This is a genomic window from Gordonia sp. NPDC003585, from assembly GCF_040610755.1.
Taxonomy (GTDB): Bacteria; Actinomycetota; Actinomycetes; order Mycobacteriales; family Mycobacteriaceae; genus Gordonia.
In genome coordinates this window covers 1-17,152 of record NZ_JBEXMX010000021.1, presented here as the reverse complement: position 1 = coordinate 17,152, position 17,152 = coordinate 1, and the positions used below count along the sequence as shown (strand labels likewise).

Below are 17,152 nucleotides of genomic sequence, written 5' to 3'. Positions count from 1 at the left end.
ATCGGCGCCGGTGATTCAGCGCCGGACGGGAATGGCGAGGTACTTGACGTCGAGGAACTCCTCGATGCCGAGCCGGCCGCCCTCGCGACCCAGGCCCGACTCCTTGATCCCGCCGAAGGGCGCCGCGGGATTGGACACCAGACCCGTGTTGATGCCGACCATACCGACTTCCATCGCCGACGACATCCGCTCGAGCCGGTCGGCGTCCTGGCTGAACAGGTATCCGACCAGACCCCACGGCGTGTCGTTGGCGAGGGCGAGCACCTCGTCGTCGGCGGCCGGGTCGTCGGGTGCGGACGCATCGCCGAAGCCGACGAGCGCCGCGACCGGCCCGAAGATCTCGGTGGACATCAGCTCCGATTCGGGATCGACGTCGGCGAGGACGGTCGGCGGATAGAAGTACCCGGGCTCGTCGGAAGTTGTTCCGCCGCAGCGCACGGTGGCACCGCGCTGAGTCGCGTCATCGACGAGGTGGGCTACCTTGCCGACCGCTTTCGGTTCGACGAGGGGCCCGACCTGTGTTCCCTCTGCTGCGCCGTCACCGACTCGCAGCGCGGACATGCGTCCGGTGAGTTGCGTGGAGAAGTCGTCGATGATGCTGCGGTGCACGAACACCCGATTGGCGGCCGTGCACGCCTGGCCCATGTTGCGCATCTTCGCCACCATCAGGCCGTCGACGGCACGTGGGATGTCGGCGTCGGCACACACGATGAACGGGGCGTTGCCGCCGAGCTCCATGGAGGTGCGCATCACCGTGCCCGCTGCTTGTCGTAGCAGGGTTTTGCCGACCTCGGTGGAGCCGGTGAAGCTGACCTTGCGCGCGAGGCCGCTCTCCATCCACTCGGTGACGACGGCGGATGGGTCGGTGGTGGTGACCACGTTCAGCACACCGTCGGGAAGTCCTGCCTCGGTGAGGATGTCGGCCAGCATCAGCGTGGTCAGCGGAGTGAGCTCGGCCGGTTTGAACACCATCGTGCAACCTGCCGCGATCGCGGGGCCGATCTTGCGAGTGCCCATGGCGAGCGGAAAGTTCCAGGGTGTGATCAGAATGCACGGTCCGACAGGCTGTTTGGTGACGATGATCCGGTTGCCGCCGTCGCCGGTGGTGGTGTGATCGCCGCCGATGCGTACTGCCTCCTCGGCGAACCAACGGAAGAACTCGGCACCGTAGGCGACTTCACCCTTCGCCTCTGCGAGTGGTTTGCCCATTTCCGCGGTCATCACCGCGGCGATCTCGTCGGCGCGGTCGATGATGAGTTGATATGCGCGGTAGAGGATCTCGCTGCGCGATCGCGGTGATGTCGCGGCCCAGGACTTCTGGTGCGCGGCCGCGGACTCGATCGCGCGGCGGGCATCGGTGGCGTCGGCGTCGGCGACGCGGGCAAGGGTCTCCTCGGTGGCGGGGTTGACGACATCGAAACGCTTGTCGGAGGCAGCGGGGACCCACTGGCCGTCGATGAAGAGATCCGGATGGACCTGGTCGATCGCGGGAGCGGTGCGGGATTCGATGGTGGTCATGTGGGATTTCCTCCTGGATCGGCCAACAGTTCGGCGAGGTGGACGCTGCGCGTCGAGGCGAGTGCGGCGTCGACCGACGAGAGGTGATCGACGGCCATGGCGCAGCTGAAGCCGTCGGTGACGACGGGACGGTCGGGTTGCTCACGCAGCGCCGGAGCGAGCGAGTTCTCGGCCACCGCCATGCTGACCTCGTAGTGGCCACGTTCGAACCCGAAGTTTCCGGCGACGCCGCAGCAGCCCTCGGCGTTGTGCACCTCGACACCCAGTGACCGCAATGCCGATGCGCCCGTCGCAGCACCGAACACCGCGTACTCGTGGCAATGCGTCTGCAAAGTGACCGCCTGGGGCAGTCCTGTTGGCTGCCAACCGTCGTCGGTCAGGGTGGCCAGATGCGACGCGAAACTGCGCACCCTCGACGCGACGCGATGGGCCGCCGGGGTGTCGACGAGCTCAGGTAGGTCCTTGCGCAGGGCTGCGGCGCAACTGGGTTCGGCGACGACGATGGGCCGGTCTGTTCCATCGTCGAGGATCGACGCCGTGCGCTGCAACGTCTTACGGGCCCGTTTCAGCTGGCCGGTGGAGATCCACGTGAGCCCACAGCAGACGTCGCTGGTGCAGCCGACCGCGTCGCCGACGGCGCCCAGCACCTCGGCGGTGGCTGTCGCCACGTGCGGTCGGAAGGCCTTGGTGAAGGAATCGGCGACGAGTACCACGTCGGAGGTGGCGTTCACCGCGGGCAGCGCTCCGAGGTGCTCGCGGCGTTGGGCTCGTGTGGCGAACCGCGGCATGGAACGTCGCGGATCGATACCGCCCGCCCGTGCCATGAGCCGGTTCAGTTTCGACGCGAGAACCCTGTTGATGACAGGCGCGGCAAGGGTGGCGGTCGGGAGCCATGCGGGCATCCAGCCGAGCGAGTAGTGGGAGAGCGGACGAAGGCGGCGACGGTAATGGTGGTCGAGGAACTCCGACTTGTAGGTGGCCATGTCGACGCCGGTCGGGCAGTCGGTGGAGCACGCCTTGCAGGACAGGCACAGGTCGAGGGCGTCGGCGACATCGGTTGATCGCCAACCCTCTTCGACCGAGGGTGCGGTGCGGACCATGTCTTGCAAGACGCGCGCCCGGCCCCGCGTCGAGTCCTTCTCGTCGCGCGTGGCGCGGAAGCTCGGACACATCACACCGCCCGACGACGCACGACAACGGCCGACGCCGATGCAGCCTTGGACGGCGTGGGTGAAGGGGTCGGGCGGGGTGGTCGCCGGGCCCTTCGAGGCTCGCTTCGCTCGCACCTCAGGGAGCGGTAGGGGCGTGTCGCCGGAGTGGCAGAGGTTGAAACTGGTCGGCCAGTGCCGATCCGGGACGTCGGCGAGTGCGAGGTCGGTGGTGATCGGGAGTGGGTCGACGATGCTGCCGGGGTTGAGAGTGCCGGCCGGGTCCCAGATCCTCTTGAACTCGGCAAAGGCGCGCAACATATCCGGGGCGTACATGATGGGTAGCAGCGCCGACCGCGCACGTCCGTCGCCGTGTTCGCCGGACAGGGAACCACCGTGGCGGACCACGAGTTCGGCTGCCGCGGTGCAGAATCGGTCCATCGTCGCGCGACCGGATTCGGTCCGCAGGTCAAAGGTGATCCGCACGTGCATACAGCCCGCGCCGAAGTGGCCGTACATCACGCCGGTGAGTCCATGCTCGTCGAGGAGTGCGGAGAAGTCGTCGAGGTAGTCGGCGAGGCGTTCGGGGGCGACCGCGGCGTCTTCCCAACCGGGCCAGGATTCGTAGCCGCTGCCGACGTTCTCGTCGTCGGGGTCGGCGAGGCGCGACGACAAACCGGCGCCGTCTTCTCGGACGCGCCACAACGCCTTTCGTCGGACCGGATCGTCGACGACGGTGGCCTCGATCATTCGGCCCTGACCGCGCAGGTGGTCGAGCAGCAGTTTGGCCGTGGCCGGCACATCCTCTTCGGATTGTGTTGCGGCGCTGTTCTCGTCGATGTCGATGAACAACCAGGCCGAGCCGTCCGGAAGACCGGCGACGGTGTCGGGTCCGCGTCGGGCCGCCATGGTGGCCACGATCTTGCGGTCGATACCCTCGATGGCCGACGGCGCAAACGGCAGGATCGCGGGCACGTCGCGAGCCGCGTCGGACGGGGAGTGGTAGCCGACGCACAACAACAATGCCGACGTGGGCGCCGGGACGAGACGGACCTTGGCCGACACCACGACAGCACAGGTGCCCTCGCTGCCGACCAGTGCACGGGCGACGTCGAAACCGTTCTCCGGGAGCAGCTTTGCCAGGTGATAGCCCGACACCTGACGTGGAATGGTCTCCAGCCCGGTGCGGAAGATGCCGAGATTGGCCGATGTCAGATCGTGTAGATCCCGGGTGATCTGAGCTGCACGTGCAGCGGCAGCTCCATCGTCGGGCTCGGAGGCGCTGAGGCCGGAACGCGTTGCGGTGAGCGCATACCCGTCGGCGGTCACCAGATGGAGCTCGATGATGTGATCGCTGGTGCGTCCGTAGCGCACCGAATGATTGCCGCAGGCGTCGTTGCCGATGGCGCCGCCGAGGGTGGCACGGGAGGCCGACGAGGGGTCGGGGGCGAAGGTGAGCCGTCCGTCGGTGGCCTTGCGTGCCTGCGCGGCAAGGGTGGTCAACACGATGCCCGCGCCCGCCACAGCGGTTTCGCCGTCGGCGTCGATCGAGAGGACATCGGCGAGATGGCGTGACAGGTCGATGACCATGCCCGTGCCGATGGCGTTGCCGCCCATGGATGTTCCGCCGCCTCGTGCGGTCACCGGTACTCCGTGCTCGTGACAATGGCGGACAATGGTGGCGACCTCGGTGGCCGATCGCGGGAACGAGACGGCGATCGGCGGCACGCGATAGTTCGAGGCGTCGTAGGAGTATTCGGCCAGGCGCCGGGTCGACTCGTCGGCGTCGATGCCGAGTGTGGTGAGGTCGGTGACGATGCTCACTGGCCGAGTGTGGCTGCCAGTGCGGCACCGAAACGCTCGACGCCCAGCCTGATCTCGTCCTCGGTCACCACGAGTGCGGGGATCATGCGGACGACGTTGCCGGCCGGTCCGCAGGTCAGTGTCAGCAATCCCTGCGCGGTGGTGGCCTGCTGCACCGCGGTTGCCGCTGCCGCGTCGGGCACTCGTGCGCCGGATGCATCGGCGGTGACGAACTCCACGCCGGCCATCAGGCCGATCCCGCGGACATCCCCGATGCCGTTGTAAGGCGCTGCCACAGAACGTAGTCCGTCGAGGAGTTGCTCACCCCGGAGGCGAGCGTTCTCGACCAGGCCCTCGCTTTCGATCACGTCGAGGGTGGCAATGGCGGCGGCCGCGGCGACCGCGTTGCCGCCGTAGGTTCCGCCTTGCGAGCCGGGCCAGGCCTTGCTCATCAGTGCGGTCGGCGCTGCGATGGCGGAGATGGGGAATCCGGAGGCGAGTCCCTTTGCGGTGATGAGGATATCGGGCACGAGCCCGTCGGCGTGCTGGTGGCCCCAGAAGCGACCGGTGCGTCCGAACCCGGCCTGCACCTCGTCGAGGATCAGCAGGATGCCGTGCGCGTCGGCGCGTTCACGGAGGCCGGCCAGGAAGCGCGGCGGGGTGGGCAGATAGCCTCCGTCACCGAGGACCGGCTCGATCAGGAAGGCCGCGGTGTCATTGGGTGCGACGCGGGATTGCAGCAGGTAGTCGAGCTCGCTCAGGGCGAAGTCGACCGCGGTGTCGGTGTCCCAGCCGTACCGGAAGGCGTACGGGAACGGCGCCATGTGCACGCCGCTCATCAGAGGTGAGAAGCCCGCCGAGAAGCGGGTGCCTGCCGTGGTCAGACTTGCTGCTGCGACCGTCCGGCCATGGAATCCGCCTTGGAAGACAATGATGTTCGGCTTGGCGGTGGCCATTCTCGCCAGGCGGACCGCGGCCTCGACGGCCTCCGACCCGGAGTTGGCGTAGAAGACGGAGTCCAGTCCGAGCGGTAGTACGCCCCCGAGCCGTTCGGTCAACTCGAGCAGCGGTGGATGCATGACGGTGGTGTACTGGGCGTGAATCACCTTGGCGCACTGTGCTTGTGCGGCGGCGACAACGCGTGGATGGCAGTGCCCGGTGCTGGTGACCCCGATCCCCGTGGTGAAGTCGAGGTAGTCGTTGCCGTCGGTGCCGTGAATCCAGGAGCCGAACGCGTGGTCGACGACCACGGGTGTCGCCTGTTTGAGCAACGGACTCAGCGACGCCTTCTGGCGAGATGACGCGGCCGGAACGGTCAGGGGAGTGGTGTCAACACTGGCGGTCATGGCTCCACCGTGACGGTAGTTTGTCGGATTGTCAACAATTAGACAGGTTCGTCTCGCAGGGCCAGGTCAGAGGCTGTCGAGGGCCCGGCTCAGCGCATGCATTCCGTCGATGATCGACTCCCATTGTTCCGCGCCGAGCATGGCGGTAAGGCGGTCGGCAGCAGCCCGATGACCAGGTGTGATGGCCTCGACCGACGCGCGTCCGACGTCGGTGGCGACAACGAGTTTCGCGCGGCGGTGGGCGGGGTTGTCGGAGTAGGCAACCAGTCCGTCGTCGACCAGGATGTCGGCCGTGCGCTGCACGCTCTGGCGTGTGATACCCATGACGCGGGCGATGTCAGACACCGTGCGAGGCGTGTCCAAGACCGCGCCGAGAACCTGCCAGCGTGTTGCCGTCAGGCCGGCGGGACGTGCGAGCTCGTCGGCGAGAGCGAGGAACTGCCCGTTCAGGTGGAACGCGGTCAGCGCCGCGTCGGACAGCAGTCGTTGATGTTCGGACACGCGCGTCAGTTCTCGGCCAGGGCGTAGAAGCCGGCCGGATCCTTCTTGCCATACAGCTGCCACCAGGCGTCGAGCACCGCGGGCTCGTAGATGCCGAGCAGGGCGAACACCTCGCGTGCGAACTCGACCGGTGCCACAGCCGCGGCGGTGATGATGCCGTCGTCGGTGACGGCGGGAGCGTCGACGTAATGCTCGGCGCCCTGATATCCGGTCGGTGCGAGTTGCTCCCGTGCGTTGCTGGTGTGGCGTCGATGGTCGAGCAGTCCGGCGCGGGCGAGACCCAGCGTCGCACCACAGATCCCGGCGACGGGCACTCCTGCGGCATTCCAACGCAACGCGGCGTCGACGAAGGGGGCGTTGCCATCCCAGCTCTGCGCGCCGGGGAGAACGAGCATGGTGCTCTGGGTGGGATCGACCTCGCCGAGCGTCAGCCCGGGAGTCATCTGCACGCCGCCGATGGTCGTGACGGAATCGCGAGTGACGCCGACGGTACGTATCTCGAAGGTCCCCGGCGCGCGCTGGAACTCCGGATTGTTGATGCCCGCGGCGACATATCCGTACTCCCAGTCGGCCAGGCCTTCGTAGAGCGCGAGATGGACGGTATGCATCGGGAGCCTCCTGAGGTTTCGGTTGATTATGACAGCATTCTGTCATAATTGACAGAATGCTGTCAATGTTGGACGCATAGGGTGGATGCCGATGGCTTCCGACGCATATCCCGTTCTCGTCTTCCTCGGCGCCGACGACGTGCCGCCGCCCTACAACCTGGCCGAGCTGGACCAACTCGCCGACATCCGGCACTGCACCGCCGATGGACTGGCCGACGCCCTGTCCGGCGCCGACATCCTTGTCCTGTGGGACTTCTTCTCCCGCGGCCTCGTCGACAACTGGGACGTGGCGAAAGACTCGCTGCGCTGGGTGCACGTCTGTGCGGCCGGTGTCGACTCGCTGCTCTTCGACGATCTGGTGACCTCCGAGGTGGTGGTCACGAACGCCAGCGGCGTGTTCGACCGCCCGATTGCGGAGTTCGTCCTGGGCTCGATCCTGGCTCGGGACAAGCGATTACACGAATCGATGGGATTTCAGCGTGACCACGTGTGGCGGCATCGGGAGACGGTCGCGACGCATCGGACGTCGGCGCTCGTGGTGGGAACGGGCGGTATCGGACGTGCCATCGCCCGGTTGTTGCGGGCGGTGGGGGTGTCGGTGACCGGGGCCGGCCGCGTCGCACGGACCGGCGACCCCGACTTCGGCGAGGTGATCGCCACATCCGACCTCGCCGATCACATCGGCGCCTTCGACAACGTCATCCTCGTCGCGCCGCTCACACCGCAGACCGAACGGATGGTCGACGCGCGGGTACTCGGGGCCATGAAATCCGGCGCCCACCTCGTCAACGTCGGGCGCGGGCAGCTCGTCGACGAATCCGCACTGGTGGATGCGGTGCGCTCGGGTGCGCTCGGAGCGGCCTCGCTGGACGTGTTCGACGACGAACCGCTGGCCGAGGACAGTCCGCTGTGGGATATGCCCGGAGTCTCGATCTCGGCGCACATGAGCGGCGACGTGGCGGGGTGGCGTGACTCACTGGCCGACCAGATCCTCGTCAACCTGCGCAAATATCGGGATTCCGACGCATCGGACCTCGCGTCGACGCTGGTCAACGTGGTCGACAAGGCGCGCGGATACGTGACCCGCTGACCCGCTCGACGCCGGTGGCGGGTCACGCAGCACGGTGGCTGGCCTGCCGATAGTAGGCTGTAGCGCGATGACCACCATCGTCTACTTCGTCATAGCCGCCGTGGCGCTCGCCGGCGCGGTCGTCCTGCTGTGGCTGGACCGGCAGCGATCCAACGTCGCGCGTCACCAGCGCGCGGTGTGGGGCGACGAGCACGAGTTCAAGTTCCGTGAGTCGGACACCAAGCTGCGCAAGGTCTTTCACCGCGCAACGATGAACGTTCCGGACCATGTCGCGGTTCGCGATGTTGCATACGGGCATTACGGGGGCGCGGAAGCGGTGGTGTTCGACCTGGTCGACACGTCCACCGTGGTCGCCGTCCGCAGGTCCGGGCCGTCGCCAGTGGTGATCGACCTGCGCCACGAGGACGTACTCGCCCCGATGGAAGAGGACGTCGAACTGCTCGGTGCGATGGGTCCGCGCGTGATGTTCTCCAACAACCTTGACGTCGCCCGAAGGGTGTGTGACCGGCGCATGGTCGCCCTGGCGAACAAGGCGCCGGCGTATGTCGAGGTGCTCTGGAACGAGGGCAATTGGGCGCTCGGCTCGATGCCCTTGACCAACGACGCTGCTCACCTCAACGCGGGGCTGGAAGTTGTGCGCCGCTTCGCCGACCTGCTGCGCGTCCTGCCGCCGGTCCGCGATCCCCAGGACACCCCCGATCCCCGGGACCCGCACGGCCCGACGCGCGCCGAACTCGCCGACGAGAAGACCGAGTCGATGCGGGACAAGGAACGCCGACGACGGGGGGAAGCGGCACCCAACCCGGCTGCTGCGCCGAACCCCGATCGGCGGCCCGCCCAGCCCCGGCAGCCTGCGCCCGCACCGGCACCCAGCCCTGCGACGGGCACGACGCCGACCCGTGGCGCTCGCGGGCTGAGTCCCATGCCGGTCCGCCGGGAGCGTGGCTCTGACAGCGACCCCGGGATCGAGCGGCCAAATCGTCACAGTCGCGACTGACCCGCCATCCGGCCGAGAGTGAGAGTTCCTGTCATGTCTTCTGTCCCCGGTTCGTCTTCTCCCGCTGTGGATCAGTCGGCGCGTGAGCGGCTGGCCGCCCTCGTCCAGGAACTGTCCGTGGTGCACGGCAAGGTGACGTTGTCCTCGGGCAAGGAAGCCGACTACTACGTCGACCTCCGACGCGCGACCCTGCATCACGAGGCGGCGCCGCTCATCGGCCGGCTGATGCGGGAACTGACCGCGGACTGGGAGTACGACTCGGTCGGCGGTCTGACGCTCGGGGCAGATCCGGTGGCCAGCTCGATCATGCATGCCGACGGTCGGGCCATCGACACGTTCGTGGTGCGCAAGGCCGCGAAAACCCATGGCATGCAACGCCGCATCGAGGGACCGGACATCGCCGGTCGTCGGGTGCTGGTGGTCGAGGACACGTCCACCACGGGCGCGTCGCCGTCGGCGGCGGTCGAGGCGGCGCGTGAGGCGGGGGCGACCGTCGTCGGCGTGGCCACCGTCGTGGACCGCGCCACCGGAGCCGACGCCGTGATCACCGGACTCGGCGTGCCGTATCGGTCGCTGTTGGGCCTGGGCGACCTCGGCCTTGTCTGATTCTGGGGTCTTGCCTGACATTTCCGGGGAGCCAGGCCCGACCGAGTGGCAGGCCGGCCCCGCGGTAGGCGTGGGTCCCTGGGCGGCCGAACATGATTCGCCGCCACCCACCGACGACCGGTACGACCCGACGCTTCTCGACGAGGGCGACACCCGCAATGTGGTTGACGCGTACCGGTATTGGACCCGTGAGGCGATCGTCGCCGACCTCGACACCCGTCGTCACCCGTTCCACGTCGCGATCGAGAACTTCGCCCACGACGCCAACATCGGGACCGTGGTCCGCACCGCGAACGCGTTCGCCGCAGCCGCCGTCCACATCGTCGGACGACGCCGGTGGAATCGTCGCGGCGCCATGGTCACCGACCGCTATCAGCATCTGATGCATCACGAGACGGTGGCGGATCTGATTGCGTGGGCTCGTGATTCGGGGTTGACGGTGGTGGCGGTGGACAACACGCCGGGTGCACTGCCGTTGGAAACCGTTGAACTGCCGCGTGATTGCGTGCTGCTGTTCGGGCAGGAAGGACCGGGTGTCAGCGACGACGCCCAGGCCGCCGCCGACCTCACCGTGTCGATCGCCCAGTTCGGCTCGACGCGCAGCATCAACGCCGGCGTCGCCGCCGGGATCGCCATGCACTCCTGGATTCGACAACACGCCGATCTCGGGCAGGCGTGGTGAGCGCGGCCGCTGCCTGAGCCTGAACCGTGGAAACGGAGCCAACCTGAGGCGTTGACGACGGCACGATGACGAGAGACCGCCGGCTCACACGAACCGGTGGCCAGGATCGGGCCCCTGAGGGTGGTCCTCCGGGTATTTCCCGGAAGCGGACGCTGACGGGCCCGATCTCAGTCACCGATCTGAGTCACCGTCGTCGCGTTCCGCCGAACGCGACGCCAAGAACATGCGCCCACAAAAGTAGGGGAGGAAGTTTCTTCCCCTACCCCTGGAGTCCTCCCCCAGAAAATTCTCGCGGACGACTTCGAACCCCGGGGAAGAAGTTCTTCCCCTAGATTTTGGGGGCACGGCACTACCCCATTTGCCCAGTTCAGCGCGGTGGTCACCGATCTCTTCGGATCAGACGGTGTCGGTCTGTTCCTCGGTCGGTGCCGGCGTCTCGACTGTCGTTGCGGCTTCCCGCTTCGCCACCCGACGTCGTCGGTACCACTCGTAGAACATCGGGGCGACCGACAGCACGACGATCAGGATGAAGATTGGTTCGATGAGCTTCTGGACGATCTCGAAGCGACCGAGCCAGTAGCCGAGCAGCACGATGCCGGCGCCCCAGACGATGGCGCCGACCACGTTGTAGATGAAGAAGATCGAGTACTTCATGCGGGCCGCGCCGGCGACGATCGGGGCGAGCGTGCGCACGATCGGCACGAACCGGGCCAGGAAGATGGTGATCGGGCCGTGCTTCTCGAAGAATTCGTGCGCCTCGGTGAGGTAGCGCTCCTTGAGGAATCGGGCGTCGGGCTTGAACATCTCGGTGCCGACGAAGCGGCCGATCCAGTAGCCGATCTGGCCGCCGATGATCGCGGCGATCGGGATGAGGATCAGCAGCTGCCACAGTGTGGCGAAACTCTCGATCCCGTCCTTGCCGCCGGCGGCGACCACCATGCCTGCCACGAAGAGCAGCGAATCACCTGGTAGGACCGGGAACAACACGCCCGACTCGATCAGGATCACCAGGAGGAGACCCCAGAGTGCGAAACCGCCGAAGTATCCGAGGAGGGTCACCGGGTCGAGAAAGCCGGGCATGAGAGCCACGTTTGTCGTGGTCTCGGCTAGAGCTGTGGACGTCACGGCTCATCAGGCTACGCGGTCAGCCTGAGAGCGAGCCGCAACGGTGGCTATCGTGAGTCGACGGTCACGGCGTCGTCGGTGTCGAGTGGCTCCTTGACGACCGCCCGCCGCCTGCGGATCACCCGCTTGCCGACCTCGGAGATGATCGGCAGCACCGACACGAACACGATGAGCAGGAAGATGTAGTCGACGTTGTCGCGGATGAACGCGATCTGTCCTAGGAAGTAGCCGAGCAGCGTCACCCCGGCACCCCAGGCGATCGCGCCCACCACGTTGTAGGTGAGGAAGACGGGGTACCGCATCTTGGCCGCACCCGCGACGAGCGGGGCGTAGGTGCGCACGATCGGGACGAACCGCGCCAACACGATGGTGATGGGGCCGTGCTTCTCGAAGAACTCGTGCGCCTCGATGATGTATTTCTCTTTGAGCACCTTCGCGTCGGGCTTGAACAGGGAGTATCCGGCCCGGTTGCCGATCAGATACCCCACCTGATCACCGAGGAAGGCGGCGATCGGGATGGTGACGAGCAGCACCCACAGCGGTGCGAACGGTTCGATCTCGGCGGACTTCGCGGCCACGATCAGACCAGCGGTGAACAGCAGTGAGTCGCCGGGGAGCAGGGGAAAGAGCAGTCCTGATTCGACGAAGACGACGATCAGGAGGCCGGCCAGAATCCAGGTGCCGAACGAGTTCAGCAGGTTGACGGGGTCGAGGAAACCGGGCAGCAATGCCAGGTTTGTCGTGTTTGCGTCAATCGCGAAGTTCGTCACGGAACCCGAGGATACCGAGACCGTCTGAGTGTTTCCTGACATGACAGTTTCCGGACGTGACTACGGGCGGGTACGACGTCCGGTGCACGAGACCGGTGCGGCCTTGCCATACTGAACAGGAGTAACCGACTCGCAAAGCGTGAAAACCCACCCGGTTGGAGGACGTGAGAAATGCCGATTGCCACCCCCGATCAGTACGCCGAGATGTTCAAGAAGGCCAAGGAGGGTGGGTACGCATTTCCTGCGATCAACTGCACCTCCTCGTCGACCATCAATTCCGCGATCAAAGGATTCGCCGATGCCGGTAGTGACGGCATCATCCAGTTCTCGACCGGTGGCGCCGAATTCGGTTCGGGCCTCGGTATCAAGGAGATGGTGACCGGCGCGGTTGCCCTCGCCGAGTTCGCACATGTGATCGCCGCGAAGTACGACGTGACGATCGCCCTGCACACCGACCACTGTCCCAAGGACAAGCTCGACACCTACGTCCGTCCGCTGTTGGCCATCTCCCAGGAGCGCGTCGACGCGGGCAAGGACCCGCTGTTCCAGTCGCACATGTGGGACGGCAGCGCGGTGCCGCTGGAGGAGAACCTGGAGATCGCGCAGGATCTGCTCGCCAAGGCGGCCGCCGCGAAGATCATCCTCGAATGCGAGATCGGCGTCGTCGGCGGTGAAGAGGACGGTGTCGAGGCCGAGATCAACGACAAACTGTTCACCACCCCCGAGGACTTCGAGAAGACCCTCGACGCCCTGGGTACCGGCGAGAAGGGCAAGTACCTGCTCGCCGCGACCTTCGGCAACGTGCACGGCGTGTACAAGCCCGGCAACGTGAAGCTGCGCCCCGACGTGCTCAAGGCCGGCCAGGAGGTCGCGGTGAAGAAGCTCGGCCTGGCCGAGGGCTCCAAGCCGTTCGACTTCGTCTTCCATGGCGGTTCCGGGTCGCTCAAGAGTGAGATCGAAGAGGCGCTGAGCTACGGCGTGGTGAAGATGAACGTCGACACCGACACCCAGTACGCCTACACGCGACCGATCGCCGGGCACATGTTCGAGAACTACGACGGCGTCCTGAAGGTCGACGGCGACGTCGGCAACAAGAAGACCTACGACCCGCGCGTCTGGTCCAAGAAGGCCGAGGCCGCCATGAGCGAGCGCGTCGTCGAGGCCTGCACCGACCTCAAGTCGGTCGGCAAGTCGATCAGCGCCTGACGCGCTCGATCTCATCTGTATGAAGTTGTGCCCGGTCTCCGGGCACAACTTCATACGGACCTGATGTCCGGTTGCCGCTTTGCTGAGCTGGGAAAATGCGTCAGCGGGGCGACCGCAAAATCTAGGGGAAGAACTTCTTCCCCGGGGTTCATAGTCTTCCGCTAGAAATTTCTGGGGGAGGACACCAAGGGTGGGGGAAGAAGTTTCTTCCCCCACTTTCTTGGCCGCTCTTCTCGACTCCGCGTTTGCCGACGAAGTCAGAGCGCGATGAGCCCGACGATCACGGCGAGCGCGAGGGCGATCATCACCAAGCCGGCGATGATCACCTCGGGTTCGATCCTGCGCTTCTTGGGGCGCGATGCTCGGACGCGGGCGGATCGTGCGTTGCGGGAGGGCGGTCGCGGTGGGGCGGCCGGCGCGGGTGTTTGCCACGTCGACTGCGGGGGTGGCGCCGTGATCGCCGGCGGAGTGAACGTCCGCGGCGTGAATGTTGGTGCCGGGCCCGGGTGTGGGTTCACCGGCCGCCCGGGCTGCGCCGGGAAGCGATGGTCGCCTCCACTCGGTGCGGCACGGTTCACTGCGGCGCGCAGACCTTCCAGTCGTCACCCGACTTCTGCAGGTTGATGGTGACCAACTCCTGCTCCTGCGGCCGGTTGCCCGGAGCCGCGGGCAGTTCGACGACGGCCTGGTCGCCGTCGACGCGGACCGCCCTGATCTCGCCGAACTGAACGAGTTCGTTGCGCGCCTTCTGTGAGTTGAAGGTCTGCTGGTAGGCCGCCGGATCCTGACTTGCGAAGAAGTCGTGGTCGGTGCCGCAGGTGATCTCGACCAGAGTGGTGAGATCACCGTTCGACAGCGCAGTCGTGTACTGGGTCGCCACCTCGGCCGCTTCGTCCGCCGGGGCGGGCTCGCGGAGGCTGATGAACGCAAAGATGCCGCCCACCACGGCCACGACAATCACGACGGCGGCCACCGCCGCGGCGATCAGCCGGCCCCGACCCTTCTTCTCTTCCGGCTTGGCGCCCTGGATGACCTGCGGTTCGTGTGCGACGGTCGACCATTCGGCGACCGCCGGGGTGTCGGATTTGGTGTCCACGCGCGCAGGCTGCGGGCGCTCGATGACCGCGGTCTTGGCGTCCGAACCGGACGGGTCGGCGATCGCTTCCGTGGCGGGACCGTCGGCCTCGGTGGTGTCGGTCGCTGCGCTGTCCGCGGGGGTGGTATCCGCCTTTGCGGTGTCCGGGAGTGCGATGACCGCGGTCTTCGCATCCGCGCCGGCATCGGCATCGGTGGCGTCTGTGTCTTCCGAGTCGACGGTCTCGGTGGCGTCAGATTCTGTGTCGACAGCTGCGGCGTCGTCTGCCTTGGGTTCGGCAGTGTCGAGGTCTGCCGCAGTTTCTGCCTCGGGCTCGGCCGCCTCGGCCTCTGCTCCCGAGGTGTCCTCCGCCGATTCTTGGGCGGCACCGTCGTCCTCGGCAGCGGGTTCTTCGGCGGCAGATTCCTCGGCGGCGGATTCCTCGGTGGCGGATTCCTCGGTGGCGGATTCCTCGGTGGCGGAATCTTCTGCGACCGGGTCGTGCGCGACGGAATCCTCGGCGGCAGGCTCCTCCGACACTGTTTCATCGGCGACCGATTCTTCGGCAACGGGCTCGTCGGCAACCGGCTCGGCATCAGCCTCTGCTGCATCGGCCTCTGCTGCGTCGGCCTCTACTGCGTCGGACTCTGTTGCGGCGGGCTCCTCCGATTCCGATTCGGGAACGTCGGATTCTGCTGCTGCCGAATCGCTTTCGTCGTCCTTCGACGCGACCGCGGCAGCAACACCGGCGGCTCCGGCAACAGCAGCAACGCCGGCAGCACCCGCGACCTTCGAGCCCGAGCCGGAGTCCGAGTCCGACTCCGAGTCGGTGGCGTCGTCGGCGCTCTCGGCAATCGGGTCGATGTCGTCGAGGTCCTCGAGGTCGCTCGTATCCGGCATGTCCTCACGCCGGATCACCGTGGTCTTCGAGTCGCTCGGTCCCAGACGGGCCGGCGCCGCCGACTCTTCGTCGTCGGTGGTGTCGCCGGTGTCGTCGGTGCTCGCGGCGACCGGGTCGATGTCGTCGAGGTCCTGGAGGTCGCTGGTGTCGGGCATGTCTTCACGGCGGATGACCTGGGTCGCGCCATCGATGCCGCGTCCACCCTTCGGCTTCGGCGGTGCCGGAGCCGGATCTTGCTTGTTCCCCGAGTCCTGCTTGTTCCCGGAGTCCCGGCGCTCGGTCGGCGCCGCGCTTTCCTCGTGCGCGGTGTCGGTGTCAGCGGTGTTGTCCGGGGCGAAGTCGGTTTGGGTGGGATCTTCCACGGCTGGGTCGTTGCCCTCTCTGCGGTCGGTGCTCTGATCAAGTGAGCCCGGTGTGACAAATTGCACGGTCTCCGCCGCCGACGGGCCGTTCGACGGCGACGTCGACACGCCGGCGTCCGGTGTGTCGGCAGCAGGTGTGCCGGGGGTGGCGCTAGCCTGAGTACGCCGCCCGGCTGGGTCGGGGGGTCCGCTCCTGCGGCGCGCGCGTCGATCTTCACCGTAACGCCGGATCGCGGCAAAGGCCTTGGTGACAGCCGTCTTTGGCTCGCCGGGTCTGGACATGACCTCATCACCCCGCTTTCACGCGTCTCTGATTAGACACTCGTCGTCGACCATCGCTGACAGTTCGGCCGACCGGCCGGGAGCGATTGCGCCATTCACCCTAGCGAATGGACCCCCGATACAGCACTCGGGCGTTCGGTCGATTCCGGACATATCGGCTAGTCCTGGTCTCGTCCATCCTCGCCTGAGGCGATGATTCAATGGAGACGTGACGTCATTCGGAGATCTTCTGGGCCCACAGCCGGTACTGCTCACCGGCGACGACGAGGCCGAATCTGACCTACTCAATGGTGCGGTACCCGCCGAGGTGGCGGCGGCGCATCCCACTGCGTCCATCGCCTGGGCGTACCTGGCCGAGGCCGCCATCGATGCCGCGGGAACCGGCGACGACGTGGACCTCGGCAAGGTGATCGAGGCATACGCCTACGCCCGGACCGGATACCACCGTGGGCTCGACCAGCTCCGACGCCACGGTTGGAAGGGCTTCGGCCCGGTCCCGTGGAAGCACGAACCGAATCAAGGCTTTCTGCGTGCGGTCGGCGTGCTGGCCCGTGCGGCCCAGGCCATCGGCGAAGAAGACGAGTACCTGCGCTGCCTCGACCTGCTCAACGACAGCGATCCGAGCGCCGCCGCGCACCTCGGCTTGGTGTGATCGCACGCCTGCGCAGGCATTTCAACTCGCTGCCCGCCCCGCTGCGGCAGCGACTTCGGCGGTTGTGGCTGTCGTTTGTGCCGATCGCGCAGTGTTCGCTCGCCGCGGGTGCCGCGTGGTGGGTGGCGATCGAGGTCTTCGGCCATCCGCAACCGTTCTTCGCGCCCATTGCGGCGGTGATCTCGCTGGGACTGTCGCTGAGCCAGCGTTGGCGGCGGTCGGTCGAACTCGTCGGTGGCGTGACGATCGGCATCCTCGTCGGCGACGTGTTCATCTCCCAGGTCGGGTCGGGAACATGGCAGATCGTGGTGGTGGTCGCGCTTGCGATGGCGGTGGCGGTGTTCCTCGACGACGGACCGCTGATCCCGATGCAGGCGGCGTCGTCGGCTGTGCTGGTGGCGACGCTGCTGCCGCCGGGCGGGGTCGCCGGATTCCATCGCGCGATCGACGCCCTGATCGGCGGGGCGATCGGCATCCTGG

The 17,152-nt window shown here is 66.8% G+C and carries 16 protein-coding genes; 7 read left to right on the top strand and 9 right to left on the bottom strand.

Annotation, left to right across the window (positions count from 1 at the left end; genetic code table 11):
* Positions 1-15 precede the first annotated feature (15 nt).
* The 5 genes from ABZW74_RS07825 to ABZW74_RS07805 all read right to left on the bottom strand — a co-directional run bounded on the left by ABZW74_RS07825 (position 16) and on the right by ABZW74_RS07805 (position 6,924).
* The gene (locus ABZW74_RS07825) at positions 16-1,518 is read right to left on the bottom strand and encodes an NAD-dependent succinate-semialdehyde dehydrogenase (protein ID WP_355275411.1); all 1,503 of its coding nucleotides are present in this window, start codon (positions 1,516-1,518) and stop codon (positions 16-18) included.
* Positions 1,515-4,490: an FAD-binding and (Fe-S)-binding domain-containing protein gene (locus ABZW74_RS07820; RefSeq protein WP_355275409.1), complete on the bottom strand. Its 2,976-nt coding sequence runs from the start codon at positions 4,488-4,490 to the stop codon at positions 1,515-1,517. Before ABZW74_RS07820 ends, ABZW74_RS07825 begins: the two co-directional genes overlap by 4 nt.
* A complete protein-coding gene (locus tag ABZW74_RS07815; RefSeq protein WP_240859385.1) occupies positions 4,487-5,815 on the bottom strand; it encodes an aspartate aminotransferase family protein in 1,329 nt (442 codons plus the stop codon). Before ABZW74_RS07815 ends, ABZW74_RS07820 begins: the two co-directional genes overlap by 4 nt.
* Positions 5,816-5,881: 66 nt before the next feature.
* Positions 5,882-6,316 (bottom strand): MarR family transcriptional regulator, encoded by a 435-nt coding sequence (locus tag ABZW74_RS07810; RefSeq protein ID WP_240859382.1) that lies wholly within the window; start codon positions 6,314-6,316, stop codon positions 5,882-5,884.
* 5 nt (positions 6,317-6,321) lie between these two features.
* Positions 6,322-6,924 (bottom strand): DJ-1/PfpI family protein, encoded by a 603-nt coding sequence (locus ABZW74_RS07805; protein WP_355275406.1) that lies wholly within the window; start codon positions 6,922-6,924, stop codon positions 6,322-6,324.
* 91 nt (positions 6,925-7,015) lie between these two features.
* Here ABZW74_RS07805 and ABZW74_RS07800 point away from each other — a divergent pair, with 91 nt between their 5' ends.
* The 4 genes from ABZW74_RS07800 (at position 7,016) to ABZW74_RS07785 (ending at position 10,299) form a co-directional block, all read left to right on the top strand.
* Positions 7,016-8,014 carry a D-2-hydroxyacid dehydrogenase gene (locus ABZW74_RS07800; protein WP_240859379.1) on the top strand — a complete coding sequence of 333 codons (999 nt, stop codon included), beginning with the start codon at positions 7,016-7,018 and terminating at the stop codon, positions 8,012-8,014.
* 67 nt (positions 8,015-8,081) lie between these two features.
* The gene (locus ABZW74_RS07795; protein WP_240859377.1) at positions 8,082-9,011 is read left to right on the top strand and encodes a hypothetical protein; all 930 of its coding nucleotides are present in this window, start codon (positions 8,082-8,084) and stop codon (positions 9,009-9,011) included.
* Between the two features lie 33 nt (positions 9,012-9,044).
* Positions 9,045-9,617: an orotate phosphoribosyltransferase gene (pyrE, locus tag ABZW74_RS07790; protein WP_355275403.1), complete on the top strand. Its 573-nt coding sequence runs from the start codon at positions 9,045-9,047 to the stop codon at positions 9,615-9,617.
* A 10-nt stretch (positions 9,618-9,627) separates the two neighbouring features.
* Positions 9,628-10,299, top strand: a complete 672-nt coding sequence (locus ABZW74_RS07785; protein ID WP_240859372.1) for an RNA methyltransferase — start codon at positions 9,628-9,630, stop codon at positions 10,297-10,299.
* A 396-nt stretch (positions 10,300-10,695) separates the two neighbouring features.
* On the opposite strand, the gene ABZW74_RS07780 is transcribed toward ABZW74_RS07785, so the two are convergent.
* On the bottom strand, positions 10,696-11,424 hold the full coding sequence (locus tag ABZW74_RS07780) for a VTT domain-containing protein (protein WP_240859370.1): 729 nt from the start codon (positions 11,422-11,424) through the stop codon (positions 10,696-10,698).
* Between the two features lie 47 nt (positions 11,425-11,471).
* Positions 11,472-12,194 carry a VTT domain-containing protein gene (locus tag ABZW74_RS07775; RefSeq protein ID WP_240859367.1) on the bottom strand — a complete coding sequence of 241 codons (723 nt, stop codon included), beginning with the start codon at positions 12,192-12,194 and terminating at the stop codon, positions 11,472-11,474.
* Between the two features lie 171 nt (positions 12,195-12,365).
* On the opposite strand from ABZW74_RS07775, the gene fbaA reads away from it, so the two are divergent.
* Positions 12,366-13,400, top strand: a complete 1,035-nt coding sequence (gene fbaA / locus ABZW74_RS07770) for a class II fructose-bisphosphate aldolase (RefSeq protein ID WP_240859365.1) — start codon at positions 12,366-12,368, stop codon at positions 13,398-13,400.
* Between the two features lie 257 nt (positions 13,401-13,657).
* Here the strand turns inward: fbaA and ABZW74_RS07765 are convergent, their stop codons facing one another.
* Positions 13,658-13,978, bottom strand: coding sequence for a hypothetical protein (locus tag ABZW74_RS07765; RefSeq protein WP_355275400.1), 321 nt, complete (start codon positions 13,976-13,978; stop codon positions 13,658-13,660).
* Positions 13,975-15,738, bottom strand: a complete 1,764-nt coding sequence (locus ABZW74_RS07760) for a hypothetical protein (protein ID WP_355275398.1) — start codon at positions 15,736-15,738, stop codon at positions 13,975-13,977. Before ABZW74_RS07760 ends, ABZW74_RS07765 begins: the two co-directional genes overlap by 4 nt.
* Positions 15,739-16,228: 490 nt before the next feature.
* On the opposite strand from ABZW74_RS07760, the gene ABZW74_RS07755 reads away from it, so the two are divergent.
* Both ABZW74_RS07755 and ABZW74_RS07750 read left to right on the top strand, forming a co-directional pair.
* On the top strand, positions 16,229-16,672 hold the full coding sequence (locus ABZW74_RS07755; protein ID WP_240859359.1) for a DUF3151 domain-containing protein: 444 nt from the start codon (positions 16,229-16,231) through the stop codon (positions 16,670-16,672).
* A partial coding sequence (locus ABZW74_RS07750; protein WP_355275396.1) for an FUSC family protein occupies positions 16,669-17,152 on the top strand: 484 nt, incomplete at its 3' end. The genes ABZW74_RS07755 and ABZW74_RS07750, both read left to right, overlap by 4 nt.

What these genes read in the sequence shown, in the direction of transcription:
- ABZW74_RS07825 (WP_355275411.1), bottom strand. Translation starts at nt 1,518, where the DNA reads ATGACCACCATCGAATCCCGCACCGCTCCCGCGATCGACCAGGTCCAT.
- ABZW74_RS07815 (WP_240859385.1), bottom strand. Translation starts at nt 5,815, where the DNA reads ATGACCGCCAGTGTTGACACCACTCCCCTGACCGTTCCGGCCGCGTCA.
- ABZW74_RS07805 (WP_355275406.1), bottom strand. Translation starts at nt 6,924, where the DNA reads ATGCATACCGTCCATCTCGCGCTCTACGAAGGCCTGGCCGACTGGGAG.
- ABZW74_RS07800 (WP_240859379.1), top strand. Translation starts at nt 7,016, where the DNA reads ATGGCTTCCGACGCATATCCCGTTCTCGTCTTCCTCGGCGCCGACGAC.
- ABZW74_RS07795 (WP_240859377.1), top strand. Translation starts at nt 8,082, where the DNA reads ATGACCACCATCGTCTACTTCGTCATAGCCGCCGTGGCGCTCGCCGGC.
- pyrE (WP_355275403.1), top strand. Translation starts at nt 9,045, where the DNA reads ATGTCTTCTGTCCCCGGTTCGTCTTCTCCCGCTGTGGATCAGTCGGCG.
- fbaA (WP_240859365.1), top strand. Translation starts at nt 12,366, where the DNA reads ATGCCGATTGCCACCCCCGATCAGTACGCCGAGATGTTCAAGAAGGCC.